The following is a 25,658-nucleotide window of genomic DNA, read 5'->3' as shown; positions in this document are numbered from 1 at the left end:
TGATTAATACAATTTGCGTGCCAACTTTTCATGTGACTGATAATAAAGAAATTTTTTTGTTTTACCTCGCCAGCAAAAAAGGATAAAGTGGTGAAAAACACTAACAAGTGGCGATTTTCATCATGGCTGAATTTAAAGATAACCTGCTCGGCGAGGCAAACCGTTTTCTTGAAGTACTGGAACAAGTCTCCCGGCTCGCGCCGCTGGATAAGCCAGTGCTGATTATTGGCGAACGCGGTACGGGTAAAGAACTTATCGCCAATCGCCTGCACTATCTCTCTTCACGCTGGCAGGGGCCGCTTATCTCGCTTAACTGCGCGGCGCTTAACGAAAATCTGCTGGACTCCGAACTGTTTGGTCATGAAGCGGGCGCTTTTACCGGGGCGCAAAAACGTCATCCCGGTCGCTTTGAACGCGCCGATGGCGGCACGCTGTTTTTGGATGAACTGGCGACAGCGCCGATGCTGGTCCAGGAAAAGCTGCTGCGGGTGATTGAATATGGCGAGCTAGAGCGCGTCGGCGGCAGCCAGCCGTTACAGGTTAATGTGCGATTAGTATGCGCCACCAATGCCGATTTACCCGCCATGGTAAAGGAAGGAACATTTCGTGCCGATCTGCTCGACAGGCTGGCTTTTGATGTTGTACAACTGCCGCCGCTGCGCGAACGCCAGAGCGATATCATGCTGATGGCCGAGCATTTTGCTATTCAGATGTGTCGTGAACTACGTCTGCCCTTATTTCCCGGTTTTACCGATCGGGCAAAAGAAACGTTGTTGCATTACGCCTGGCCGGGTAATGTCCGCGAGCTGAAAAACGTAGTCGAACGTTCAGTGTATCGCCACGGCAGCAGTGAACATCCTTTGGATGAAATTGTTATCGATCCTTTTCAACGCCATCCCGCCGAACCGCCCGCGCCCGCCCTGCCATCGGCAACCGCCACGCCCGACCTGCCGCTCAAGTTGCGGGAGTTTCAACTACAACAGGAAAAAGCGCTGCTGCAACGTAGCTTACAGCAGGCGAAATTTAACCAGAAACGAGCCGCCGATTTGCTGGCACTCACCTACCACCAGTTTCGCGCCTTGCTTAAAAAGCATCAGCTTTAGCTATTTCTCCGGCTAATTGACGACATTTACGCCAGTTATCCACCGACATTTTTACGTGGCGGGCCGAAGTGCGATACACTTTGCAAATTGAACTTCAAAAACTTAACTATTATGCGCCTGGTTTTATCGTCTCTGATCGTGATAGCGGGTCTACTGAGTAGTCAGGCTACGGCTGCGACTGCGCCCGAACAAACTGCGAGTGCAGATATTCGCGATAGCGGCTTTGTGTATTGTGTCAGCGGGCAGGTCAACACCTTTAATCCGCAAAAAGCGAGCAGCGGCCTCATCGTCGATACCCTGGCCGCCCAGTTATATGACCGCCTGTTGGATGTCGATCCCTATACTTATCGTTTAGTCCCAGAGCTGGCAGAAAGCTGGGAAGTGCTGGATAACGGGGCAACGTACCGTTTTCACCTGCGCCGCGACGTTTCCTTTCAAAAAACCGCCTGGTTTACGCCGACCCGAAAACTCAATGCTGATGATGTTGTCTTTACCTTTCAGCGGATTTTCGATCGTCGACATCCGTGGCATAACATTAACGGCAGTAGCTTCCCCTACTTTGATAGCCTACAGTTCGCCGACAATGTAAAAAGCGTGCGTAAGCTGGACAATAACACCGTTGAGTTTCGCCTGACGCAGCCAGACGCCTCCTTTTTATGGCATCTGGCTACACACTACGCTTCCGTCATGTCCGCTGAGTACGCCGCGCAGCTTAGCCGAAAAGATCGTCAGGAACTGCTAGACCGCCAACCGGTCGGCACCGGGCCTTTCCAGCTTTCGGAGTACCGTGCCGGGCAGTTTATTCGTCTCCAGCGCCACGATGGGTTTTGGCGCGGCAAACCGCTGATGCCGCAAGTGGTGGTAGATTTAGGCTCCGGCGGTACCGGGCGTTTATCAAAATTACTGACCGGTGAATGCGATGTTCTGGCCTGGCCCGCCGCCAGCCAGCTAACTATTTTACGCGACGATCCGCGTTTGCGCCTGACGTTGCGCCCGGGGATGAATATCGCCTATCTGGCCTTTAACACCGATAAGCCGCCGTTGAATAATCCCGCAGTGCGCCATGCGCTGGCCTTATCGATCAACAACCAGCGCCTGATGCAGTCGATTTATTACGGCACGGCAGAAACCGCAGCCTCCATTTTACCGAGAGCCTCATGGGCTTACGATAACGATGCCAAAATTACGGAGTACAATCCGGAAAAATCGCGCGAACAGCTAAAAGCGCTGGGCATTGAGAATCTTACGCTGCATCTCTGGGTGCCGACCAGTTCTCAGGCCTGGAACCCAAGTCCGCTAAAAACGGCGGAGCTTATTCAGGCAGATATGGCGCAGGTTGGCGTAAAAGTGGTCATTGTGCCGGTTGAAGGTCGTTTTCAGGAGGCGCGCCTGATGGATATGAATCACGATCTGACCTTATCCGGCTGGGCCACGGACAGCAACGATCCGGATAGCTTTTTCAGACCGCTGTTAAGCTGTGCGGCCATCAATTCGCAAACCAATTTCGCCCACTGGTGTAACCCTGAATTTGACAGCGTGCTGCGTAAAGCACTGTCGTCGCAGCAGTTGGCTTCGCGCATAGAAGCGTATGAGGAAGCGCAGAATATCCTGGAGAAAGAGCTGCCGATACTGCCGCTGGCATCATCACTACGCCTGCAGGCTTACCGCTACGATATTAAAGGGCTGGTGTTAAGCCCGTTCGGCAATGCGTCTTTTGCCGGCGTCTCCCGCGAAAAACACGAAGAGGTGAAAAAACCATGATTATCTTCACCCTGCGTCGGTTATTGCTGTTGCTGGTGACGCTATTCTTCCTGACCTTTATCGGCTTTAGCCTGAGCTATTTTACGCCGCACGCGCCGCTACAAGGCGCATCATTATGGAATGCCTGGGTTTTCTGGTTCAACGGTCTGCTGCACTGGGACTTTGGCGTGTCCAGCATTAACGGCCAACTGATCTCCGAACAGCTTAAAGAGGTGTTTCCCGCCACGATGGAGCTGTGCATTCTCGCCTTTGGTTTTGCGCTGATGGTCGGCATCCCGGTCGGGATGCTGGCTGGCGTGACGCGTAGCAAATGGCCGGATCGTTTTATCAGCGCGCTGGCGCTATTAGGTTTCTCAATTCCGGTTTTCTGGCTGGCGCTTCTGCTCACACTGTTCTTTTCGCTCACGCTGGGGTGGCTGCCGGTATCCGGGCGATTTGACCTACTTTATGAAGTTAAACCGGTTACCGGTTTCGCCATCATTGACGCCTGGATTTCAGATTCGCCGTGGCGCGATGAAATGGTGATGAGCGCCATACGACATATGGTTTTACCGGTGCTCACGCTTTCCGTCGCGCCGACCACAGAAGTGATCCGCCTGATGCGAATCAGCACTATTGAGGTCTACGATCAGAACTACGTTAAAGCGGCGGCCACGCGCGGCTTGTCGCGCTTTACGATTTTACGCCGTCACGTGTTGCATAATGCGCTGCCGCCGGTCATTCCCCGTCTTGGCCTGCAGTTTTCAACCATGTTAACGCTGGCGATGATTACCGAAATGGTTTTCAGCTGGCCAGGGCTGGGACGATGGTTAATTCACGCCATTCGTCAGCAGGACTATGCCGCTATTTCCGCTGGCGTGATGGTCATTGGGTCGCTGGTTATTGTGGTCAATGTGATTTCCGATATTTTGGGTGCTATGGCTAACCCTCTGAAACATAAGGAATGGTATGCCTTACGATAAGAAACAATAAAAATATCATTAAATCAAAAAGTTATGCTTTTATTTTTGTGATAAGTTCGTTTTTTAGTACACAAATATATACACTTTGTTTTCTACTTTCTCCGGCAGTCCATGCTTCGATGATGATTGCCGGAGATTTATCTTCTGTATCAGCGCCTCCGGGTTTCACTACGTATCGCTACCTGCTGTCGCGGTACGCCAGCCCCAATCAAACGCCCGGCCTGCGCCTATTGTTCCAATGTTAGTTTCGGTCGTCGGCCACCATTACACCCCCTCTCCCTTGTCGCTTCCAGTCCAGCGCGGGTTCTTTCCACAATCAATTCACGTTCCATTTCATCGAGTGTGCCCATGACATGAAAGAAGAATCGCCCCATTGGCGTCGACGTGTCTATGCTGCTGTCGGTCAGGCTGTGGAAATTAACGCCGCGTTCGCGCAATTCTTCTACCAGAACGACCAGATGACGCATACTGTGACCCAGGCGATCAAGCTTCCATACAACCAGTGTGTCCCCTTCTGATAACGTCCTGACTAAAAGGAGCAGGCTTCACGGGCTGGATTTATCCAACAAAGCGCGTAGTGAGTGTTTCCCGTGAGGCTGAATACGAAAAAGGCCACGTAAATGCGCAGCCTTTATGGTGAGAGTTCTAATCTTAAGAGGCACTCCATCAAACAAACCACCCACAATTGTCAGAAGCTTGAAGGAGTGCTTTGGGGTGACAGTATCTGCGGCATTGTTGCCACGAACAACGTTCCCGCAAATGCTCAAAATACAATCCCAAAATCCGCTCCAGTAAACAGTCTAAATATCGTTGCCCCACAGATCGCTACAGCCATACAGGAACCTGATAAAGGTTCAGACCGTCTCACCAACAAGATTAAGCCTGTTCTTTAGAGCGTTTAATACCCAGCAACATTTAATTTGTCAACATAGGCCCCATACAATAACTTGATGAGCTACAAGTAGTTATCGCAATTAATTCCCTGGAAGAGAATGCACTTTTGAAATCGGGGTCGCGCCAAACATTCTCTTTATAATATATCCTTACATCCCCCCCTGTTGTATAATAATACTTTGCTATATTTAGCATGTTATCAAACCCCTGTTTATGATTCCCGTACACATCCACTTTACACATGGCATTGACACTAATAGCCTCACTCCCGCGCTTCAGTTCGATACAAAAAAACTGAGTTTCCTTATCCCCTGACGTATACACACCATAAGACAGGTTTTTAATCTGAACATTACTCACATACGTATCATAATCAGCCATAGCTGCATAACAAACACTGGATAATGACGCAAGAGCAAGAGTCAGAACCTTTAATTTCTTTTTCATAATCCACTCCAACAATATTTACCATACTTGCATTTCTCTCGTAAACAAGCTCAACTGCTTCATGGATATTTTCAATTGGGATAGAATTTACAGATACATACTCACTTTGTAACCGCATCATCACTCGCTCAAAATGACCAAACTGGATACCACATAACTCAATATAAGCAACAGACGGCGGAAGGCTGTAGAAACTATTGTCTGCACGGATTCTGTATCTGTACAACCTGCCGCTAAATGTTGCTCTGGAGTAATATAATCGTGCTATATTATAAGACTCATTAATATCTGAGATAGTCGCAATATAGTACTGTCTCGACTACCGGATGCACAGGAGTCATCTCTTATATGTTGCTGAAGATTCCTGTTATTACCGTGCGAAGCAAAACCATCCCGAAAAATCACATCTGAAGGTCTCGAGTCAACACGATATACAAAACCAACGGCACTTGCATAATCAGAAAAACACTAAAAATAATATTACTTTTTTATCATACCCCCTCCCACAGAAACTATCAGGCAAACCACCTAATGTGTTAAACCGAGTGCTAACCATAGCTCAGTCATACTTTACGTCTCGCTGGATAAAATTAGAAAAACAAACCTCCCTGGTTTACGGGCACGAAAATCCCCGTAATCACACAATGCCTATCCTTAAACTGCGGCGTTCGCCTGGCGTTCGGCTTTATCCGTCTGGTATTTATCCCTGATACGCCTGGCACGCAGTTCCAGCGCGTAGATAGCGCCATGTTCAGGACAGCACCAGACAACGTTGCTGTAAGCAGGAGAAAACCATTCCCGGCAAACTTTGCATTTACGGCGCGGTAATTTAGCCATGCTCACCTCAGACCCGGTTACGGATATAGCATCTAATAACGTTAGATTATGCATGCGTAATAATTCATAGCATATTTATATTAATGTAAATAAAATACAGTCAACAGATTTCTCCAATTTTATTATATATAAACAGAGGCTTACGTTGAGTAATAACAAGATCATACAATCCCGCACCAGTAAAATTAATGTAAAAATAGGCGTAATCATGTATTAATATTGACTGGACAGCAGGTAAGTGATAACAAATAAATATTAAAAAGTAAATATCACATAATAACCATTATCACTACATGAGAGGTGAATATGATGAAACCTATTTCTGCCGCGATTCTCAATATTAGAGGGACAGCCCCCGGCACTGCCACTTCGGAAATGGCGCAACTAACCTAGCCAAAGATATTATTAGGGTAGCTAATATTGCTTATAATATTTCACAGGTTGAGCAAAAAAGTGGTTTCTTGTTAGTAATGGGAGAGAAAGGCTTCAACAAATCGGCTTGCCTGCATATGCTGGGACAACAAATATCCAGAGTTTTTTCTGGGAAGCACTTATATCCTGGTGTTTTTATAAGTAAAGACGCAGCGTCCGAATTTGAAAAAACAATCAGCACTCATTATAAAACTCTTTCGAGTCACATTGATCTGCAACAATACACTAATGATGTAAATTGCGGAGCAGCTGTAGGTATTGTTGCACGGCAGCAAGAAAACCTCATACTAGATGAGATCACATTAAGTGCGTTTAAAAAGGTCTATATTACCGGTCATGGTGCAGCAGGCACTAATGTTCTAGCCAGTGGCGACTCTGTTTTTTCTGCAAAACAACTGGTTGATATTCTGGTTGCTAATAAAGTTTTAGAGGTTATAAAGGATATAAGGATTAGTAGTTGTTATTCCGCAGATAAAAGAGAGCCTAATAGTTTTAAAAAGGAGGACATAGATAAAGCGAATAGAAATGCTGGTTTCTTTGAACGAATGGTGTTTGGAGAACGTGATACTTTTATAGAGAGGGTTGCTAATGAGATCTGGAGTAGAGGCTACATAGATGTCAAAGTTTCTGGTTACCATGGTGCTGGTGTATTTTATGCTGGTGAAATCCCATTTACACATCTTAGAAGCACGACGATCCCGCCAACTATCACTGTAAAAAGAAAGTCCGTAAGAGTAACGCTGGAAAGTCCTATAGATTAAATCATAAACTCAGCTCTATTACTTTTGGGTAGATCAAGGGGTTATCATCAAAATTATATTTTTGTTAATGTTTTTGCGATATTGTAAACTGACAGTTACTGTATAAATAATCGGTAACTGTCAGCTCACATCTGAGCTAATAAATATAATTCCCCCTGCTGACCCGCTGCAGCGGTTTAAGACGCAACACCCCATGCCGGAGTATTCCGATCTGTCTTATTGTGAACCTCCCAGAGACTAATACCGCAACATCCTGATCGCGCCATACTCCGAACTGGCGCCAGCCGCCACTGTCGGTCTTAATGACCCTGGCCCAAATTCCGTACAGTGCTAAAACTTCTCCCAGTAGTCGTATGTTCTTTTACGGTTAACGCTTCTGTTTTTTTCTTCTTCTCCAGTACCATCTGGCGACGAGGATCGAGTCCCTCAGTTAACCATGATCTAAAGTACTGACGGCGTTCCCTGGCATGAGATAGTGATATGGTTGGATAATCGCCAATCGTCAGTTGAGCAGCGTTCCCGTTCCATCTGTATCGGTAAAAGAATGTTATACTGCCGGATGTAGAGAGCCTGACATTGAGACCATGAGCGTCTGAGATGACCTTGATTTGGTCTCTTTTTTTGCAGGAGCCTTTCTTAATTTTGTATCGGCAAGCAATGTGTACACTCCATGAGAGGATATGCACATTAGTTTACACATTTTGCATAATTGATAACCTCAAAGTGCACAAAATTAAAACCCCAACGCTCGATAACTAATTGATAATGTTTTAAAATTTCAAAAGACATAAAGCATGGTAAACAAAAATAAAACGAGTAAATATGCCTTACGATAGCGTCTACAGCGAAAAGCGCCCGCCAGGCACCCTGCGTACTGCCTGGCGCAAATTTTATAGCGACGCGCCTGCGATGGTGGGTCTGTATGGATGCGCCGGTCTGGCGTTGTTGTGTATTTTTGGCGGCTGGATCGCGCCCTATGGTATCGATCAGCAATTTTTGGGCTATCAGCTACTGCCGCCCTCCTGGTCACGCTATGGCGAAGTCTCCTTTTTTCTGGGGACTGACGATCTGGGGCGCGATGTGCTGAGCCGCCTGTTAAGCGGCGCGGCGCCCACGGTCGGCGGCGCGTTTATCGTAACGCTGGCGGCTACGCTATGTGGATTAGTCCTCGGCGTAGTGGCAGGCGCGACGCACGGTTTACGCTCTGCCGTACTGAACCATATTCTGGACACGCTGCTTTCCATCCCTTCGCTCTTGCTGGCGATTATCGTCGTGGCATTTGCCGGCCCACATCTGTCACACGCGATGTTTGCCGTCTGGCTGGCCCTGTTGCCGCGAATGGTACGTTCTGTCTATAGCATGGTGCATGATGAACTGGAAAAAGAGTACGTCATTGCCGCCCGTCTGGATGGCGCGACAACGCTGAATATTCTGTGGTTCGCCATTTTACCGAATATTACCGCCGGTCTGGTCACCGAAATTACCCGGGCGCTGTCGATGGCGATTCTGGACATCGCCGCGCTGGGATTTTTAGATCTCGGCGCGCAGCTTCCCTCTCCTGAATGGGGCGCCATGTTGGGAGATGCGCTGGAGCTAATCTATGTCGCGCCGTGGACCGTTATGCTACCCGGCGCGGCGATAACGCTCAGTGTTTTACTGGTAAACCTGCTCGGAGATGGGATTCGTCGTGCGATTATTGCGGGGGTGGAATAATGCCGTTACTGGATATCCGCAATCTCACCATTGAATTTAAAACCAGCGAAGGTTGGGTAAAAGCGGTCGATCGCGTCAGTATGACATTAAGCGAAGGCGAAATTCGCGGCCTGGTAGGTGAATCGGGTTCCGGAAAGAGCTTGATTGCTAAAGCTATTTGCGGCGTCGCGAAAGACAACTGGCGAGTCACTGCCGACCGTATGCGTTTTGATGATATCGATCTGCTGCGCCTCTCCTCTCGTGAACGGCGTAAGCTGGTCGGGCATAATGTGTCGATGATCTTCCAGGAGCCGCAGTCGTGCCTTGATCCTTCCGAACGCGTCGGCCGCCAGCTAATGCAAAATATTCCCGCCTGGACCTATAAAGGCCGCTGGTGGCAGCGTTTAGGCTGGCGTAAACGGCGTGCTATTGAATTACTGCACCGGGTGGGAATTAAAGATCATAAAGACGCGATGCGCAGTTTTCCCTATGAACTGACCGATGGCGAGTGTCAGAAAGTCATGATCGCTATCGCGCTGGCGAATCAACCGCGACTCCTGATCGCTGATGAACCCACCAACTCAATGGAACCAACGACGCAGGCGCAAATTTTTCGCCTGCTGACCCGACTGAATCAAAACAGTAATACCACCATTCTGTTGATTAGCCACGACCTGCAAATGCTGAGTCAGTGGGCTGACAAAATCAACGTTTTATACTGCGGCCAGACGGTAGAAACCGCGCCAAGTAAAGATCTGGTGACGACGCCACATCATCCTTATACGCAGGCGCTTATCCGCGCGATTCCGGATTTTGGCAGCGCGATGCCGCATAAAAGCCGTCTGAATACGCTGCCGGGCGCGATCCCGCTACTGGAGCAGTTACCGATAGGTTGTCGTCTGGGGCCGCGCTGCCCTTACGCGCAACGAGAATGCATTATCACGCCACGCTTAACCGGCGCGAAAAATCATCTCTATGCCTGTCATTTTCCGCTGAATATGGAGAGAGAGTGATATGGTGGAAACTCTGCTTGAAGTGCGCAACCTGAGTAAAACCTTTCGCTACCGGACAGGATGGTTTCGCCGCCAGACCGTCGACGCCGTGAAACCATTAAGCTTTACGCTTCGTGAGCGTCAGACTCTGGCCATTATTGGCGAAAACGGTTCCGGCAAATCCACGCTGGCAAAGATGCTGGCCGGCATGATTGAACCCACCAGCGGCGAGCTTCTTATTGACGATCATCCCCTGCATTACGGCGACTATTCGTTTCGAAGCCAACGTATTCGAATGATTTTTCAGGACCCCTCAACGTCACTGAATCCACGTCAACGTATTTCGCAGATCCTTGACTTCCCCCTGCGCCTTAATACCGATCTGGAGCCGGAACAGCGGCGCAAACAGATTGTCGAGACGATGCGTATGGTGGGGCTATTGCCCGATCACGTGAGCTACTACCCGCATATGCTGGCACCGGGGCAGAAACAGCGTCTGGGCCTGGCCCGCGCGCTGATTTTACGCCCTAAAGTCATTATCGCGGACGAAGCGCTGGCTTCGCTTGATATGTCCATGCGCTCGCAGCTCATCAATCTGATGCTTGAATTGCAGGAAAAACAAGGCATCTCCTATATCTATGTCACGCAGCATATCGGCATGATGAAGCATATTAGCGATCAGGTATTAGTGATGCATCAGGGGGAAGTGGTTGAACGCGGCAGCACCGCCGATGTGCTCGCCTCTCCGCTACATGAGCTTACCCGCCGTTTAATCGCAGGCCATTTTGGCGAGGCGCTGACCGCTGACGCATGGCGAAAGGATCGCTAAGCGAAACAAATACCCTCAGTTTGATTCTCTGAGGGTGTTCATGCGACTGCCCAACAGCAATGTTTCAACCTCTTCTAACGCAACGGAAGCAAATAACGTGCCCTGGGTTGCCCAAATGCCTGCCGTTTTTAACACTGGCAAATAGCGTGTGTTTTCCTGGCCACCCACCACGATCTTGTCACAATAACGCCGGATATGTTTGACAAGCAGCGGAAACGTCATTTTTTCAATTTGTGAGACAAAAAAGCTGCGATCAAGTTTTACGCCGCTAAAACACCCGCAAACTAATGGCGCAGCGGTTGCGTTCCCTACGCCCAGGTCGCCCAGCCATAATGGATTAGGTTGTTTATGAAGCGCGTGTATTAAAGGATCGACTAAGACGTTATCTTGACATGAAAAATGTTCAGCGACCTGCAGCTCCACAAATAGCATGGCGTGTAGTAATGCGCGAATATCTTTGTCCTGAAGGACAAGCTGCGCCATACCCCGATCGATATTTACGATACAGAACAGGCCGTGGCGTAGAAACCAGCCATGTTTGGCCGCGATTGTCCGCAACAGATCAAGCAGAAAACGGCGCTTCTGCGAATTGTCCCATGACGAGATAACAAACTCAGGGTGTAGCGGACGAGCGGGCGACGATGCAAAATGGGTAGTGATTTCGACACCCAGTAAATCCCCCTCCATTGCCCTTATCGGCTCTGCCATAAAAAAATAGCGCATGTGACCACTCCACTTGATCTTAACTCCCTGATAATGCGCTTTTAACGCAAATCAATCAATAAAAACGATCAATATATAAAAAATGATCGAAAAAAACAATATATGTTAACTTCATGATAACTTGCTAATTTTATGTTTTGAGAATGTTCTTCTATTGCTATAAGGAAATTTACATACTACGCCAAACAACGCTAATACGACGGCAAGAGACCATCCGTAAAGCCGGGGTCTTCTTGCCAGGTAGAGGGGAAAAATCAAGGCGAGTTAATGTTGTTGCATCATCGCGAGGCATTTCATCCACTTGCGAGTTGCATCTCCGCTGCAGGCTGTCCAGATCCCCCGAACGACTTTTAAACGAATAGCAACTCTCAATAATTGATCGGCAAATCTGTAGCGAATGAGCCCCGGCGATTCGCAGAAAAGAACGGAACTAAATGCTATTTTTTTAATTCATCCTTTAATACCTTAGCCACAAGAGTCCCTTCCTCCGGCGCGGCTAGTTTAAAACGTCTTCCTGACGCAGGTGTCTGTTCTTCCTCTCCGATTAACTCATCAAGCTCTGTAATAAGTGACTTATAATATTCAATATCTTCAGTATTTCCTTCGGTCTCGGCCTGCTTTAATTTTATCAGGTAACGGGCCTTAATTTGCTCTTCCAGTTGCCTTGTTGCAAGGGAAACGCTTCGCTGTTGCCGGGATTCTTGTGACAGCACGATTTGATCGCCATCCACAAAGAAAAGTACCCCCTCTTTAACCAGAATATTACCTAAGTTATCTATATCATGCATATAAACCCCCCGGGATTCAAGAAGCGCCTCCGCCATTCTATAGTTATCTTCATCTTCAATATCGAACTCCTGACCTTCAATATATTTTGAAACTAAAACCGTAACGTCTTTACCATTAATATTCATGATGGCCGAACGAGAAAAATCCTTGTCGCCATTGGCCATGTTCAAATACTTACTGACACGATCAGGATGACAATTACGATGTTCCGGAGAGTTAACATCCACTTTTATTCCCCGCTCATTAATTGGAATCTTAACAACAAACTCATCATTTAACAGATAGACTGTCCCATAACTTCCGCTACCTATTTTATTTTTTTCAATATCACGCATGCGAATATTTTTTTTAAACTCCGACGAGTTAATAAACGCCTCTATTGCCGCTGGTTGTGATGCATCCGTCTGATCAGTAGCGCCGCTCTCATCACCAGACGCCATGGCGGGCGTGGTCAGGAAGTCTATCAAACGTTGCTCAAAAGCCTCATAGATTCCATTACTACCTGCCTCGCTCGGCGGTAGATTATCATTACCCAAAGCGGCAAGCGTAATTTCCCCGTTATTATAATTAAACATCGTTTCTTTTAAAAAATCGACGCAATGTTCAGAACACTCCGTCTCGGTCACTAATACTCCATCGTAAAACATCTGTAGTAGTAACATATTTTCTTGATGTGCTAATACCTCTACAGTGTATTTATCCATTGTTTCAGGTCTGGAGGCATCAATAAGTTTAATATATCCAAGAAGGGGGCGCCATCGTGTACAGTCTTCATCTCGCCTCGAAAATGGTCGTAGCGAGAAAGGCTTCGAAATATCGGGACGCTCGTTTTTTTGGCACAGTAGATCATATATCTCTTTATAATCAGAAATTAAACTTCGCCTGGTAAATATATTCCTGAAAAAATCTATGAATTTCTCATACGTTGAAAAAACATGCTCTTTTTTATGATCAATGATATCTCTTAAATACCTTTCTGATATCTGGCAACTATGATTTCCGATCTGAAATGTAAACGGCATATGCCTCATCCTCTGAAAATTTATTATAATACACATGCAAACATATAAAAACCCGATTTGTAACTACTGTAATCACCTGATTTCAAAAATTTTTCATATTCAGTATTACTCTGTATCAATAAATAGAGAAAACCTACAGCGCCTAAAAAAGAAATTATTTTTGTTAAGCATTTGCTGGTTAAAGTTACATGTCCATAACATCGTTAATAGGTGAGGAAAACCATTCGGATGAATATTCAGGCTTCCTACAGAACCTTTATTTGTCTGGTGGAAGGCGCATCGCTATGCGTACTTGCTATCCGTCCCGGTGTCTCTCTCTGGTTGGATGAGGCGAACCTTACACCAGCTGGTATACTGCAGCGTAGGGCCTGTCCCATTAGACTCTTTGATTTGCCAGCTTGGCCCTGGGGAGTGCTCAAAATCCTCAGGGACTTCGTTACCGTGTGGTTTTAGAACGTCACCTGCCGGAGATAGCGGCGGAAAAATAGCGTGACACACGGGGTCAGGAGTGGGATATAATTTCAGACTAATTTCGAATAATGTTGAAAAGTTGCTGTTAACCATTGTTCGTAAAAGCAAAAAATAAGCAATGACTATAAGGATTAAAGCTATGGGTTTTCTTTCCGGTAAGCGCATTCTGGTCACTGGCGTGGCCAGTAAACTGTCCATCGCCTACGGTATCGCACAGGCGATGCACCGCGAAGGAGCTGAACTGGCGTTCACCTACCAGAACGACAAACTGAAAGGCCGCGTAGAAGAATTTGCTGCCCAGCTGGGTTCCAGCATCGTTTTACCGTGTGATGTCGCTGAAGATGCCAGCATTGACGCTATGTTTGCAGAGCTGGGTAACGTTTGGCCGAAATTTGACGGTTTCGTACACTCGATCGGTTTCGCGCCTGGCGATCAGCTGGACGGCGATTATGTTAATGCGGTTACCCGCGAAGGCTTTAAAATCGCTCACGATATTAGCTCTTACAGCTTTGTTGCCATGGCGAAAGCCTGCCGCACCATGCTGAATCCTGGTTCTGCGCTGTTGACCTTGTCTTATCTGGGAGCGGAGCGCGCCATCCCGAACTACAATGTCATGGGTCTGGCGAAAGCCTCTCTGGAAGCTAACGTGCGTTATATGGCAAATGCTATGGGACCGGAAGGGGTTCGCGTCAACGCCATCTCTGCGGGTCCAATCCGCACGCTGGCGGCGTCCGGTATTAAAGACTTCCGTAAAATGTTGGCGCATTGTGAAGCCGTTACGCCAATTCGTCGCACCGTGACCATTGAAGATGTGGGTAACTCAGCGGCGTTTCTGTGCTCCGATCTCTCGGCAGGCATTTCTGGCGAAGTCGTCCATGTTGACGGCGGGTTCAGCATTGCGGCAATGAATGAACTGGAACTCAAATAAGCGCATTAAGTTTATTAGCGGGCAGCACGGCTGTGCTGCCCCATTCCCCTCACTCACCACTCATCTCGTTATATAGCGTTCTGATATTTGTTATCACCTAACAATCTTTCATCCCTTTCCCGCATACGCCAGGATAATCCAGCATAAACGATCCGACGCCGAATCATTATCGATCGCCATTTCATCCTCGGGAAACCCTATGGAACAATGCCGAAAAGCGGGTAAAAGCCACTGGTATCATGAAACACAATCCACTATGTCGTCACAAACCCCGCTTTCGCTGATGCCGGAAGCCGCGTATGTTAACGATCGATTTTTACTGGATTTAGCGGTAGCAAAAACCGCGTTGACGCCTTTTGAATCATGGTTAAAGCCAGCTCGCCAGTTGGCGGATGTCTTATTTCCCCGCACGGTTCTCAACGACCGGCTTCATACGTTTAGCGCCTATGAACGTATGAGCACCGCGCTGACCGCCGCTCAGGTATTTGGGGTTCAGCGTTTGTGCCGCTATTATGCCGCGCGTCTGGCGCCGCTACCCGGCCCTGATGCCTCAAGAGAGAGCAATCAACGGCTGGCGCAAATTACGCAATACGCTCGTCAGCTTGCCGGCTCCCCCTCCGTTATCAATACGCGGGCCCGCGAACAACTTGCAGAGGTGGGATTAACCACCCGGGATACCGTACTCATCAATCAGATCATTGGGTTTATCGGTTTTCAGGCGCGGGTAGCGGCGATATTTCAGGCGTTTTGCCGTCTGCCCGTGCGCGAACTGCCCGGCCAGGAGATGCAGCGCTTTGCCAGGGCCGCGCGGTTTCAAAACCCCCAGACGATATGGCGGCCCGCCGCCAGTCTGGTAGAATATCCTCCCGCCCATACCAAAGTTCAGCGGCAATATTCGTCTTCACAATGCCAAATGATGGCGCCGGTACTCATGCGCGATCCGTCTTCATTCGCGTTACTCGAACGCATACTGACCAGCACATTACACACTGCGTCGCCCCCCTCTTTACTTCCACTTATCACGCTCCTCACATCACGTATCAACGGCAGCGCCGCCTGCTTTAACGAACAGGCAACCCAACCTGGCGCGTGGCGTCGCGCTGTCATCACGTTACGCCAGGAAGACGACGACATCGCTCGTTGGGAACTTGAGCCTGCGCTGACACAGGCGATACAATGGCTCACCAGAGCGCCCGATCGCTTTAGCGCCGCGCATTTTTTCCCGCTACTCACCAGGGGAGTTTCATCGGAGCAGGCCATTAATATGTTAGGCTGGTGCGGCGTGTGCGGATGGTTAAATCGTTTAAAAATCGCGTTGGGCGAAACCTATTAACTCATCCATTACAGAAAGAGCGCTTGCTGCGCCAGGCAGAATCGCGTAAAACTGTCAGCCGCTCTTTTGGCTACGAAAATAGACGAATATGTTTCAGGACAACCCGCTGCTAGCGCAGCTTAAACAGCAACTGCATTCCCAGACGCCGCGCGCTGAAGGGGTCGTAAAAGCCACGGAAAAAGGCTTTGGCTTCCTTGAGGTTGACGCGCAAAAAAGCTATTTCATTCCTCCGCCGCAGATGAAAAAAGTGATGCATGGCGATCGTATCGTCGCGGTCATCCACACGGAAAAAGAACGGGAGTCTGCCGAGCCGGAAGAACTGATCGAACCGTTCCTGACGCGCTTTGTGGGAAAAGTTCAGGGTAAAAATGACCGCCTGTCCATCGTGCCGGATCATCCGTTGCTGAAAGACGCGATTCCCTGCCGCGCCGCGCGCGGCGTTCAGCATGAGTTCAAAGAAGGTGACTGGGCGGTTGCCGAAATGCGCCGCCATCCACTTAAAGGCGACCGTTCGTTTTACGCCGATTTAACGCAGTACATCACCTTTGCCGACGATCACTTTGTTCCCTGGTGGGTTACGCTTGCCCGCCACAACCTGGAAAAAGAAGCGCCGAACGGCGTAGCGACGGAGATGCTGGACGAAGGGCTGGAGCGCCAGGATCTTACCGCGCTGAATTTCGTCACTATCGATAGCGCCAGCACTGAAGATATGGATGACGCGCTTTATGCTGAGGAATTAGCGGACGGCAGACTCCAGCTTACGGTGGCTATCGCCGATCCTACCGCCTGGATTGCCGAAGGCAGTAAGCTGGATAACGCCGCGAAAATTCGCGCCTTCACCAACTACCTGCCGGGCTTCAATATTCCTATGCTGCCGCGTGAGCTGTCTGACGATCTGTGCTCGCTGCGCGCCAACGAAGTGCGTCCGGCGCTCGCCTGTCGCATGATAATCGCCGCAGACGGCACCATTGACGATGATATCGCCTTTTTTGCGGCCACGATCGAATCGAAGGCCAAGCTGGCGTACGACAATGTCTCCGACTGGCTGGAAAATAACGGCACCTGGCAGCCGGATAACGAAGGCATTGCCCAGCAGATTCGTCTGTTGCACCGTATTTGTCTAAGCCGCAGTGAGTGGCGTCATCATCATGCGTTAGTCTTTAAAGACCGCCCGGATTATCGCTTTGTGCTTGGCGAAAAAGGCGAAGTATTGGATATTGTGGCGGAACCGCGCCGTATCGCTAACCGTATCGTAGAAGAGTCGATGATCGCCGCTAACCTTTGCGCCGCGCGCGTACTGCGCGATAAGCTCGGTTTCGGTATTTACAACGTACATACGGGCTTCGATCCCGCGAATGCCGACGCGCTGACCGCACTGCTGAAAACGCATGGTCTGCATGTCGATGCCGAAGAGGTGCTGACGCTGGAAGGCTTCTGTAAACTGCGTCGCGAACTGGATGCGCAGCCCTCCGGTTTCCTTGACAGCCGCATTCGTCGCTTCCAGTCTTTTGCGGAAATCAGCACCGAGCCGGGACCGCATTTCGGTCTTGGTCTTGAGGCTTACGCCACCTGGACTTCTCCCATCCGTAAGTATGGCGATATGATTAACCATCGCCTGCTGAAAGCGGTCATCAAGGGGGAAGCTATTGCGCGTCCGCAGGAAGATATCACCCAGCAAATGGCGGAACGCCGTCGCCTGAACCGTATGGCGGAGCGCGATGTCGGCGACTGGTTATATGCACGCTTCCTTAACGATAAGGCGGGGACAAATACCCGTTTCGCGGCAGAAATTATTGACGTCAGCCGCGGTGGTATGCGTGTGCGACTGGTCGATAACGGCGCTATCGCCTTTATCCCTGCCCCGTTCCTGCACGCCGTTCGCGATGAACTGGTATGCAGCCAGGAAAACGGTACGGTACAGATTAAAGGTGAGACGGTTTATAAAGTGACGGATGTCATTGATGTCACTATTGCGGAAGTTCGCATGGAAACCCGCAGCATTATTGCCCGACCGGCAGCGTAACCACGCTTAGCTCGCTCAACGGCCTTTGCTGAGAAGGCAAAGGCCGTTTCTTTTCTTCTTCTCCCTTCCGTCATGCTCTGCGTTTAATCTTATTCAAGCGCCCCATTTCTTGTTATTTTTAGCTGGCGACTATGCTTTTTCCAGAATCTGGATTACATATGAATACATAGATAAAACAATACGTTCAGCCATAATTACCCTTATTTATAACATGGCTAACCTTTCTTTTCGGGCACCTGGCGCTTAAATGGGATGGTATGCATGATGAAACAGATTCAGGAACAAACGGCGCTAAGTCCCCTTCACTCTCACTGGCGTCTGGCTGATAACCGCAACGTGCTGTATCTCTCCCCGACAGGTGAAACGGATACAGAAAAAACGGTCGAGCTATCGCCGGAGCAAGCCGGGCGTATCCGGGAAATAACGGCGATTACGTCCAGTCTGCTGATAACGTTGTTGATAGAAAAACAGGTTACCGTAGTACACCTGGTAGGCCGTAAGATTAATAACCGTGAATGGGCTGGCAGCCTGGCAACCTGGCCTGATACGCCTGCCGTCGCGCCAACGCAGGCGCAGGAGCTCTCTTTTGCCGAGCAAATCGTATCAGAAGCCAACTCAGTCATTGCGATACTGGATAGTCAGGGAAAAATCTGTCGATTTAATCAGTCATGCGAAGAGTACACGGGCTTAAAAGAGCGAGATGTAATTGGTCAAAGCGTCTTTAAATTATTTATGAGTCGCCGGGAGGCGGTTGCCTCCCGGCACTACATTGAGAATTTTTTTCGCAATGGCAATGCCTATGAAATCGAACGCTGGATAAAGACCCGTAAAGGCCAACGCCTGTTCTTATTTCGTAATAAATTCGTCCATAACGGCAGCGGAAAAAACGAAATTTTCCTGATCTGCGCAGGCACGGATATCACCGAAGAAAGGCGGGCTCAGGAGCGTTTACGCATACTGGCGAATACAGACACCGTCACCGGCCTGCCCAATCGCAATGCTATTCATGAATTTATTAATCATGCTATTGCCTCGGCTGGGGAGTCGCAGGTGGGTATCGTTTATCTCGATCTGGATAATTTCAAGAAAATTAATGACGCCTATGGGCATATGTTTGGCGATCAGCTCCTACAGGCCGTTTCGCTGGCGCTGTTGAGTTGTCTGGAGGAAGATCAATTGCTGGCCAGACTGGGGGGAGATGAATTCATTGTCCTCGCTGCCCATACGTCTCAGGCCGCGCTGGAAGCAGTAGCCTCACGAATTCTTACCCGTCTGCGGCAACCGTTTCGTATTGGACTCATTGAAGTTTACACGGGATGCGCCATTGGCATTTCGTTGGCCCCCCGGCACGGACAGGACAGCGAAAGTCTCATTCGCACTGCCGACACCGCAATGTATAACGCCAAAGAAGGCGGCCGCGGTCAGTTCTGCGTTTTTTCGCCGGAAATGAATCAGCGCGTATTTGACTATCACTGGCTGGATACAAACCTGCGAAAAGCGCTGGAAAACGACCAGTTACTTATTCACTATCAGCCCAAAATTACCTGGCGCGGCGAAGTACGTAGCCTGGAAGCGCTGGTACGCTGGCAATCGCCGGAACGCGGATTAATTCCGCCGCTGGAGTTCATCTCATACGCCGAAGAGTCAGGACTCATCGTCCCGCTGGGCCGCTGGGTGATTCTGGATGTGGTTCGCCAGATTGCGAAATGGCGCGATAAAGGGATTAACTTGCGCGTAGCCGTTAACTTTTCGGCGCGACAACTGGCCGACCAGACGCTTTTTACTGCGCTTAAACAGGCTTTGTACGATCTGAATTTTGAGTATTGCCCGATCGATGTCGAGCTAACGGAAAGCTGCCTGATCGAAAACGACACGCTGGCGCTATCGGTTATCCAGCAATTTAGTCAGCTCGGCGCCCAGATTCATCTGGATGATTTTGGCACCGGGTATTCTTCGCTTTCTCAACTCGCCCGGTTCCCTATTGATGCCGTTAAACTGGATCAGGCTTTCGTCAGAGATATCCATAAGCAACCGCTGTCGCAATCTCTGGTTAGGGCGATTGTCGCGGTGGCTCAGGCGCTAAATTTACAAGTGATTGCCGAAGGTGTAGAAAATGCTAAAGAAGATGCCTTCCTGACAAAAAACGGCGTCAATGAACGACAGGGCTTTTTATTCGCCAAACCTATGCCCGCCGTTTCTTTTGAACGCTGGTACAAACGTTATCAGACGAAAAAAATGCGTTAATGGCGACGATAATAGGGAGAACAGCCTGTGCAGACAGGCATAGCCCTATTTTTCCCTTCTCTTTTCAGATTAATTTCTGCATCATGAATTGAAACCTTTTCTGACATTAAGGATGACAAACATGTCTGATATCGAAGCACAACGAATTGCCGCACGCATTGATACCGTGCTGGATATCCTTGTTGCTGGCGATTACCACTCGGCCATCAATAACCTTGAAATATTGAGAGCAGAGCTGTTAGATCAGGTTAAAGACGGTATCTCGCCATCCCAGGCTCCCGGGTCGCCCTGGGAAATCTGATAGCGATTATTTGTCCGGGATGGCCGTTAGCCCTTCCCGGCTCTCTGACTGTCTGTTGACTCCTCTTAACGAATAAAATTAATACTATGAACTCCCGACAACAATCAATTTTGCAAATGGTGGTTGATAAAGGCCAGATGAGCGTTGCTGAACTGGCGAAAATTACCGGCGTATCTGAAGTCACGATTCGTCAGGATCTGAATACCCTGGAAAAGCAGAGCTATTTACGCCGTGCGCACGGTTTCGCCGTTTCGCTTGAGAGCGATGACGTAGAGACTCGCATGATGACGAACTACACGCTAAAACGCCGACTGGCGGAGTTCGCCGCCTCGCTGGTCAGTCCAGGGGAATCCGTTTTTATTGAAAATGGCAGCAGCAATGCGCTATTGGCCCGGACGCTGGCGGAACAAAAAGATGTCACGATCATCACCGTGAGCAGTTATATCGCGCACCTGCTCAAAGAGACCCCTTGCGAAGTCATTCTCCTTGGTGGAATCTATCAGAAAAAAAGTGAAAGCATGGTAGGGCCGTTGACGCGACAGTTTATCCATCAAGTGCATTTCAGCAAAGCATTTATCGGTATTGATGGCTGGCAGGCTGATACCGGTTTTACCGGACGCGACATGATGCGATCGGATGTGGTTAACGCTGTTCTGGAAAAAGGCTCAGAAGCGATTGTCCTCACCGACAGCTCCAAATTTGGCTGTGTGCATCCCTATCCCCTGGGCCCGCTCTCTCGCTTCCATCGTGTCATTACGGATTCCAAAATTTCCGCCAGCGATCAAATGCAGTTAGAACATGCGGGGCTGCTAGTCAATGTTATTGGCTCATCCGTTTAAAATATTTCCTGATGGTTTGCCCTATGGCAAATCATCCTCTCTCTAAGACTTTTCTGACATCCCAATTAAGACTATTTACCTGTTGTAACGAGCGTAACATCGTAAAATTAATATTAGCGAAATAACAGGAAGTGACTATCACCTGCGTGATATACCCCTGCGCAATCAGGTTTTACGGAAAATCTCTTAACAGGTTTTATTTTAACTATAGTTATAGTGAGCTTAATTCCGTGAATCGTTAATTCAGGAGAGAGTATTATGTTTATGACGAGCAAAAAAATGGCCGCTGCTGTGCTGGCAATCACCGTAGCAATGTCTCTGAGCGCCTGCTCAAACTGGTCCAAGCGCGATCGCAACACGGCTATTGGCGCAGGTGCGGGGGCGTTAGGCGGCGCAGTGTTAACGGACGGCAGTACATTAGGCACCCTGGGCGGCGCGGCGGTCGGCGGCGTGATTGGTCACCAGGTTGGAAAATAATCCAGACGTTTAAATATTGAACGGCTCAAAATAATACGTTTATTCTTTTCAGGTCTGGATTACAAAAATAGACAAAGTTGACTTTCACGCCACGGTAATTTACAACCGTGGCGTTTTCATTAGCCGCCAGCTAATTTTACTTTCATTCCTTTAGCTTCCAGCAATGATTTTATCAAGTCGCGTTTATCACCCTGAATTTCAATAATTCCTTCTTTTACTGCCCCGCCGCAGCCGCATTTTTTCTTCAGTTCAGCCGCCAGTTTGGTTAATTCCGCATCATGCATCTCGATACCGGTAATCAAACATACGCCTTTACCTTTACGGCCACTGGTTTGACGCTGAATGCGAACGACACCATCCCCTTTGGGACGAACCGGCGCCGTTTTAGGTTCTTCAATGCGCCCCGTCTGTGTTGAATAAACCAGACGACTATTGGAATCGCTCATTATGCCTCCCGTTTCAGTGACGCGTTAATATCCTTCAGCGTTTGCGCCGGATCTACCGATTGCGTAACCGGGCGGCCAATCACCATATAGTCGACGCCGGCGGATAATGCCTGTTCGGGCGTCATAATGCGTCGCTGATCGCCTGCCTCGCTGCCTGCGGGCCGAATGCCCGGCGTCACCAGCTTAAATGCAGCGCCAAAGACCTGTTTAAATCTGACCGCTTCCTGAGCGGAACAGACCACGCCATCCAGCCCGCATTGCTGCGTCAGGCGCGCCAGCCGCTCCGCATGTTCCGCCGGTGACAACGTCACGCCCAGATCGCGCAGATCGCTGGTTTCCATACTGGTCAACACGGTCACGGCAATGAGCAACGGCGCATCTTTACCGAATGGCGCCAGCGCGTCGCGCGCTGCGGCCATCATTCTCGCCCCGCCAGACGCGTGAACGTTTACCATCCAGACGCCCAGGTCTGCCGCTGCGGCGACTGCCCGGGCCGTGGTGTTAGGAATATCATGAAATTTTAGATCAAGAAAGACATCAAACCCACGTTGCTGGAGATCCCGAACGAGCTGTGGACCAAACAGCGTGAACATCTCTTTGCCCACTTTTAAGCGACAATCGCGAGGATCGATTTTATCGACAAACGCCAGGGCTTTATCGCGTTCATGGTAATCCAACGCCACAACGACAGGCGATTCAGTAATAGCGCGGGAAGAAGATGAAGCAGTAAACGTCATGACCAGACCTTCTTGATGATGGGCACCGGAAGTGGCGCAAATTGGATAAACGGCGTGCATTCTACCTGCGGCGCAGGGAAATTAACAGGTTCGATTGACAACCTGATAAGCCCTGGTCGCCGATGCCAGCGTCGTTTCTAGCTTTACATCATTAAGTATGTTGTAACTAAAGTGAAGCTTTTTTTATATACTACTGCCCATCAAGTCCGCGAATAGGTTTAATGGTCGACCATGCCCGGCAGGACGGACAGTGCCAGTACAAGGTATAGGCGGTAAAACCGCATTTCTGACAACGATACCGCGGTTTACTGCGCACCTGCTCGCCAACCATATCACGCAGTACCATCAGGCTTTCTTTCGCTCGCCCTTCTTCCGCCTCGTTGAGATGGTAATCCATCAGCTTATGGAACACCCGCATGGTAGGATGTCGCTGTAGCTGACGCGTGATATAGACTTGAGCAGCGTCACTACCTTCACGCGCTTCCAGAATATCGGCAAGCATTAACTCAGCGCCAGCACCGGTATTCTCCTCAACGGCGCGACGTAAAAACTCCGCCCACTCGGCATTTTTACCGAGCTGTTGATAACAGGTTTGCAGCATCTCCAGCGTTTCGCTGACCAGCTCTTTATCCTGAACGATCACACGTTGCAGGCTTTCGACCGCTTTGGCGTAATCCCCTCTCGCCATATAAACGCGCCCCATCATGATAGACACCCGGGCGCTATTTTTATCTGCGGCGGCACCTTTTTTCAGCAACGCCATCGCGCGATCCATGTCGTCGTTGCCCATCTGCTGTAACGCTAACTCACAGTAAAAATGGGCGATTTCAATACGTTGTTTATCTTTGCCTAGTTTCACCAGCCGTTCTGCTACTTCGATCGCCTTTTGCCAGTCGCTGGTTAGCTGATAGATTTGCAAGAGCTGCTGTAACGCGCCTACGCGAAATTCCGTTTCGTCGGTAAGTTGGTTAAACATATCTTCCGCGCGGTCATATAAACCGGCGGCCATATAGTCGCGCCCCAGTTGCTGAACAGCCAGTAAACGCTGTTCATAGGTCAATGAAGCGCTTTCCATGAGCGTTTGATGAATACGAATGGCGCGATCGACTTCGCCTCGTGAGCGAAACAGATTACCGAGAGTGAGATGAGCCTCAACGGTGCCGGTATCCTCTTTAAGCATATCGAGGAACAGATCCACCGCTTTATCTTGTTGGTTACTCAGCAGGAAGTTAACCCCTGCGACATAATCGCGCGACAGGCGGTTAGCTTCATCCTGTTTTGTTTGTTGCGCACTTCTGCGACCCATATACCACCCATAGGCAGCGGCTACAGGCAACAGCAGAAATAACAACTCCAACATAAATGATTATTCCTTTACAACCGACGAATCGGCAGGGACCGCAACGTCGGTTGCTGGCGAGAGCTTGTTTTCCAGTCGTTTAATTTTACGCTCAGCGCGGGCAAGGGAAACGCGGACCCGCAGCCAGAACAGGCCGCAAATCAGCCAGCCAATCGCAAAACCGACGGCGAACAACACAGCAAGCAACGTGGAGATACGATACTCCCCTTGCGCCAGCAGGTAGTTAAACGTCACCTGTTGATCATTCTGCGCGCCCAGCGTCACCGAAATAACAAAAATCGCCAATACCAGTAAGAAAATGAGTAAATATTTCACATTACTTCCCGTTATGTGGTTTACGCGAATAAATCGTGTCCAACTTACCGCATCCAGCCTTCTAAATTACCATTTTCCCGCCTCGCGCGAAATGGAAATGCGCCTGCCATCAGATGATTTAAGGGCAATAGTCAGAAAATCAACCGTTGTCAGCTTTCCTGCTCGCGTTCAGCAATTTCTTGCGCTTCTTCACGAGGCGGCATAAGCGGCCCGCAAATTCGCTGCGCCAGCCAGGTCGCCAGGGTAACTAATAGCCAGGAGATAAGCGTGGCGACCACTAAATCTCGCGGCCAGTGCATTCCCAGAAGCAAACGGCTGCCCATTACGCCGGTCGCCCAGACTAACAAAAACGCGATAGTGAAAGTCCGTCTGCGCGGCCATAACAGACCCACGGCCAAAAGCGCCCAGCTCGCTGCAAACATGGTGTGTCCGGAGGGAAACGCAAAGCCCGTCTCTTTTTGCCAGTGCTGACGCAGGAAAACGGGGATGTTCTGTTGCCCGGCCAACTGCTCTTTCACTAAATGTCCGCGTTCTGTACGCTTTAAAGTGTAGAACTCATCGACAGGAATATGGTGCGTTTTTTCAAGCCAGACCACAAATGGCCGCGGCTCCTGTACGCGCTCCTTTACCCATGACTTCACGCCCTGCCCGACGATAATCGCCCCACCGAGAATCGCAAACAGCATAATGGCGGCGCGCAGGCGAAATCGCAGGCACCATAAGAACCATCCACAAAGAATCACATGCGTGATAACGCCCCAGGGTTTGGTCACGGTTTCCGTTATCCAGAATAGCGTTTTTAGCCACCAGACCTGATGTCCTGGCTGCCACTGCCAGCCTGATACCCATACGGCAAGCGGCATGATAAGCAACAGGGCGGCTCCTGCCGCGGTGCGCTTCGCAATTGAAAGCATGGATGCTCCTTTTATAAGTAAGTATC

At 49.4% G+C, this 25,658-nt stretch carries 23 protein-coding genes and 6 pseudogenes; 16 read left to right on the top strand and 13 right to left on the bottom strand.

What is annotated here, in order from left to right:
- Window positions 1–122 precede the first annotated feature (122 nt).
- From pspF to sapB, 3 genes are all read left to right on the top strand, one after another.
- Window positions 123–1,103 carry a phage shock protein operon transcriptional activator gene (gene pspF, locus ACLJPE_RS02845; protein ID WP_001543112.1) on the top strand — a complete coding sequence of 327 codons (981 nt, stop codon included), beginning with the start codon at window positions 123–125 and terminating at the stop codon, window positions 1,101–1,103.
- 111 nt (window positions 1,104–1,214) lie between these two features.
- Window positions 1,215–2,864 carry a peptide ABC transporter substrate-binding protein SapA gene (gene sapA / locus ACLJPE_RS02840; protein ID WP_001241628.1) on the top strand — a complete coding sequence of 550 codons (1,650 nt, stop codon included), beginning with the start codon at window positions 1,215–1,217 and terminating at the stop codon, window positions 2,862–2,864.
- Window positions 2,861–3,826: a peptide ABC transporter permease SapB gene (gene sapB / locus ACLJPE_RS02835; protein WP_000583298.1), complete on the top strand. Its 966-nt coding sequence runs from the start codon at window positions 2,861–2,863 to the stop codon at window positions 3,824–3,826. The genes sapA and sapB overlap by 4 nt, the downstream gene beginning before the upstream one ends.
- Window positions 3,827–4,056: 230 nt before the next feature.
- Here the strand turns inward: sapB and ACLJPE_RS02830 are convergent.
- The 5 genes and pseudogenes from ACLJPE_RS02830 to ACLJPE_RS02810 form a co-directional block, all read right to left on the bottom strand.
- Window positions 4,057–4,359, bottom strand: a pseudogene (locus ACLJPE_RS02830) (recombinase family protein); the annotation flags it as partial.
- A gap of 158 nt (window positions 4,360–4,517) precedes the next feature.
- Window positions 4,518–4,661: pseudogene (locus ACLJPE_RS02825) on the bottom strand (holin); the annotation flags it as partial.
- Window positions 4,662–4,741: 80 nt separating this feature from the next.
- Window positions 4,742–5,167, bottom strand: a complete 426-nt coding sequence (locus ACLJPE_RS02820; protein ID WP_000727928.1) for a subtilase family AB5 toxin binding subunit — start codon at window positions 5,165–5,167, stop codon at window positions 4,742–4,744.
- A gap of 19 nt (window positions 5,168–5,186) precedes the next feature.
- A pseudogene (locus ACLJPE_RS02815) lies at window positions 5,187–5,690 on the bottom strand (pertussis toxin-like subunit ArtA); the annotation flags it as partial.
- Window positions 5,691–5,821: 131 nt separating this feature from the next.
- Window positions 5,822–6,004 carry a recombination protein NinG gene (locus ACLJPE_RS02810; protein ID WP_001096568.1) on the bottom strand — a complete coding sequence of 61 codons (183 nt, stop codon included), beginning with the start codon at window positions 6,002–6,004 and terminating at the stop codon, window positions 5,822–5,824.
- A 470-nt stretch (window positions 6,005–6,474) separates the two neighbouring features.
- Here ACLJPE_RS02810 and ACLJPE_RS02805 point away from each other — a divergent pair, with 470 nt between their 5' ends.
- Window positions 6,475–7,197, top strand: coding sequence for a hypothetical protein (locus ACLJPE_RS02805; protein ID WP_001605114.1), 723 nt, complete (start codon window positions 6,475–6,477; stop codon window positions 7,195–7,197).
- Window positions 7,198–7,530: 333 nt separating this feature from the next.
- On the opposite strand, the pseudogene ACLJPE_RS02800 reads toward ACLJPE_RS02805, so the two are convergent.
- Window positions 7,531–7,885, bottom strand: a pseudogene (locus ACLJPE_RS02800) (Arm DNA-binding domain-containing protein); the annotation flags it as partial.
- A gap of 134 nt (window positions 7,886–8,019) precedes the next feature.
- Between ACLJPE_RS02800 and sapC the strand changes: the two are divergent.
- From sapC to sapF, 3 genes are read left to right on the top strand one after another with little or no spacing between them, the layout of a single operon-like run.
- Window positions 8,020–8,910 carry a peptide ABC transporter permease SapC gene (gene sapC / locus ACLJPE_RS02795; RefSeq protein ID WP_001146150.1) on the top strand — a complete coding sequence of 297 codons (891 nt, stop codon included), beginning with the start codon at window positions 8,020–8,022 and terminating at the stop codon, window positions 8,908–8,910.
- Entirely contained in the window at window positions 8,910–9,902 is a 993-nt protein-coding gene (gene sapD, locus ACLJPE_RS02790; protein ID WP_001128869.1) for a peptide ABC transporter ATP-binding protein SapD, read from the top strand. Before sapC ends, sapD begins: the two co-directional genes overlap by 1 nt.
- A 1-nt stretch (window position 9,903) precedes the next feature.
- Window positions 9,904–10,710: a peptide ABC transporter ATP-binding protein SapF gene (gene sapF, locus ACLJPE_RS02785; RefSeq protein ID WP_000230462.1), complete on the top strand. Its 807-nt coding sequence runs from the start codon at window positions 9,904–9,906 to the stop codon at window positions 10,708–10,710.
- A 15-nt stretch (window positions 10,711–10,725) separates the two neighbouring features.
- Here the strand turns inward: sapF and ACLJPE_RS02780 are convergent, their stop codons facing one another.
- Both ACLJPE_RS02780 and steC read right to left on the bottom strand, forming a co-directional pair.
- Window positions 10,726–11,433, bottom strand: a complete 708-nt coding sequence (locus tag ACLJPE_RS02780; RefSeq protein ID WP_001268410.1) for an EAL domain-containing protein — start codon at window positions 11,431–11,433, stop codon at window positions 10,726–10,728.
- 437 nt (window positions 11,434–11,870) lie between these two features.
- The gene (steC, locus tag ACLJPE_RS02775; RefSeq protein WP_039514092.1) at window positions 11,871–13,244 is read right to left on the bottom strand and encodes an SPI-2 type III secretion system effector kinase SteC; all 1,374 of its coding nucleotides are present in this window, start codon (window positions 13,242–13,244) and stop codon (window positions 11,871–11,873) included.
- Window positions 13,245–13,278: 34 nt separating this feature from the next.
- On the opposite strand from steC, the gene ACLJPE_RS02770 reads away from it, so the two are divergent.
- The 9 genes and pseudogenes from ACLJPE_RS02770 (at window position 13,279) to osmB (ending at window position 21,860) form a co-directional block, all read left to right on the top strand.
- Window positions 13,279–13,458 (top strand): hypothetical protein, encoded by a 180-nt coding sequence (locus ACLJPE_RS02770; protein ID WP_031601759.1) that lies wholly within the window; start codon window positions 13,279–13,281, stop codon window positions 13,456–13,458.
- Window positions 13,433–13,737, top strand: a pseudogene (locus ACLJPE_RS02765) (hypothetical protein). The gene ACLJPE_RS02770 and the pseudogene ACLJPE_RS02765 overlap by 26 nt, the downstream one beginning before the upstream one ends.
- Window positions 13,738–13,854: 117 nt before the next feature.
- The gene (fabI, locus tag ACLJPE_RS02760; RefSeq protein WP_000506501.1) at window positions 13,855–14,643 is read left to right on the top strand and encodes an enoyl-ACP reductase FabI; all 789 of its coding nucleotides are present in this window, start codon (window positions 13,855–13,857) and stop codon (window positions 14,641–14,643) included.
- 199 nt (window positions 14,644–14,842) lie between these two features.
- Window positions 14,843–15,820, top strand: a pseudogene (locus ACLJPE_RS02755) (CMD domain-containing protein); the annotation flags it as partial.
- Between the two features lie 244 nt (window positions 15,821–16,064).
- On the top strand, window positions 16,065–17,999 hold the full coding sequence (locus tag ACLJPE_RS02750) for an exoribonuclease II (protein WP_000485043.1): 1,935 nt from the start codon (window positions 16,065–16,067) through the stop codon (window positions 17,997–17,999).
- 261 nt (window positions 18,000–18,260) lie between these two features.
- Window positions 18,261–20,243, top strand: coding sequence for a cyclic di-GMP phosphodiesterase (pdeR, locus tag ACLJPE_RS02745; protein WP_000977609.1), 1,983 nt, complete (start codon window positions 18,261–18,263; stop codon window positions 20,241–20,243).
- Between the two features lie 121 nt (window positions 20,244–20,364).
- The gene (locus ACLJPE_RS02740) at window positions 20,365–20,544 is read left to right on the top strand and encodes a hypothetical protein (RefSeq protein ID WP_001279854.1); all 180 of its coding nucleotides are present in this window, start codon (window positions 20,365–20,367) and stop codon (window positions 20,542–20,544) included.
- Window positions 20,545–20,630: 86 nt separating this feature from the next.
- Entirely contained in the window at window positions 20,631–21,383 is a 753-nt protein-coding gene (locus ACLJPE_RS02735; RefSeq protein ID WP_001088593.1) for a DNA-binding transcriptional regulator YciT, read from the top strand.
- A gap of 258 nt (window positions 21,384–21,641) precedes the next feature.
- The gene (gene osmB, locus ACLJPE_RS02730) at window positions 21,642–21,860 is read left to right on the top strand and encodes an osmotically-inducible lipoprotein OsmB (RefSeq protein ID WP_000481166.1); all 219 of its coding nucleotides are present in this window, start codon (window positions 21,642–21,644) and stop codon (window positions 21,858–21,860) included.
- 119 nt (window positions 21,861–21,979) lie between these two features.
- Here the strand turns inward: osmB and yciH are convergent, their stop codons facing one another.
- From yciH to pgpB, 5 genes are all read right to left on the bottom strand, one after another.
- Entirely contained in the window at window positions 21,980–22,306 is a 327-nt protein-coding gene (yciH, locus tag ACLJPE_RS02725) for a stress response translation initiation inhibitor YciH (RefSeq protein WP_001285203.1), read from the bottom strand.
- Window positions 22,306–23,043, bottom strand: coding sequence for an orotidine-5'-phosphate decarboxylase (gene pyrF, locus ACLJPE_RS02720; protein ID WP_023197679.1), 738 nt, complete (start codon window positions 23,041–23,043; stop codon window positions 22,306–22,308). Before pyrF ends, yciH begins: the two co-directional genes overlap by 1 nt.
- Before the next feature lie 190 nt (window positions 23,044–23,233).
- Window positions 23,234–24,403: a lipopolysaccharide assembly protein LapB gene (lapB, locus tag ACLJPE_RS02715; RefSeq protein WP_000891378.1), complete on the bottom strand. Its 1,170-nt coding sequence runs from the start codon at window positions 24,401–24,403 to the stop codon at window positions 23,234–23,236.
- 6 nt (window positions 24,404–24,409) lie between these two features.
- Window positions 24,410–24,718 (bottom strand): LapA family protein, encoded by a 309-nt coding sequence (locus ACLJPE_RS02710; RefSeq protein ID WP_000876301.1) that lies wholly within the window; start codon window positions 24,716–24,718, stop codon window positions 24,410–24,412.
- Between the two features lie 149 nt (window positions 24,719–24,867).
- Window positions 24,868–25,632, bottom strand: coding sequence for a phosphatidylglycerophosphatase B (gene pgpB, locus ACLJPE_RS02705; RefSeq protein ID WP_000948636.1), 765 nt, complete (start codon window positions 25,630–25,632; stop codon window positions 24,868–24,870).
- Between the last annotated feature and the right edge of the window lie 26 nt (window positions 25,633–25,658).

The organism is Salmonella sp. SAL04196 (assembly GCF_046550835.1).
Lineage (GTDB): Bacteria > Pseudomonadota > Gammaproteobacteria > Enterobacterales > Enterobacteriaceae > Salmonella > Salmonella enterica.
This window is presented reverse-complemented; position numbering and strand designations above follow the sequence as displayed.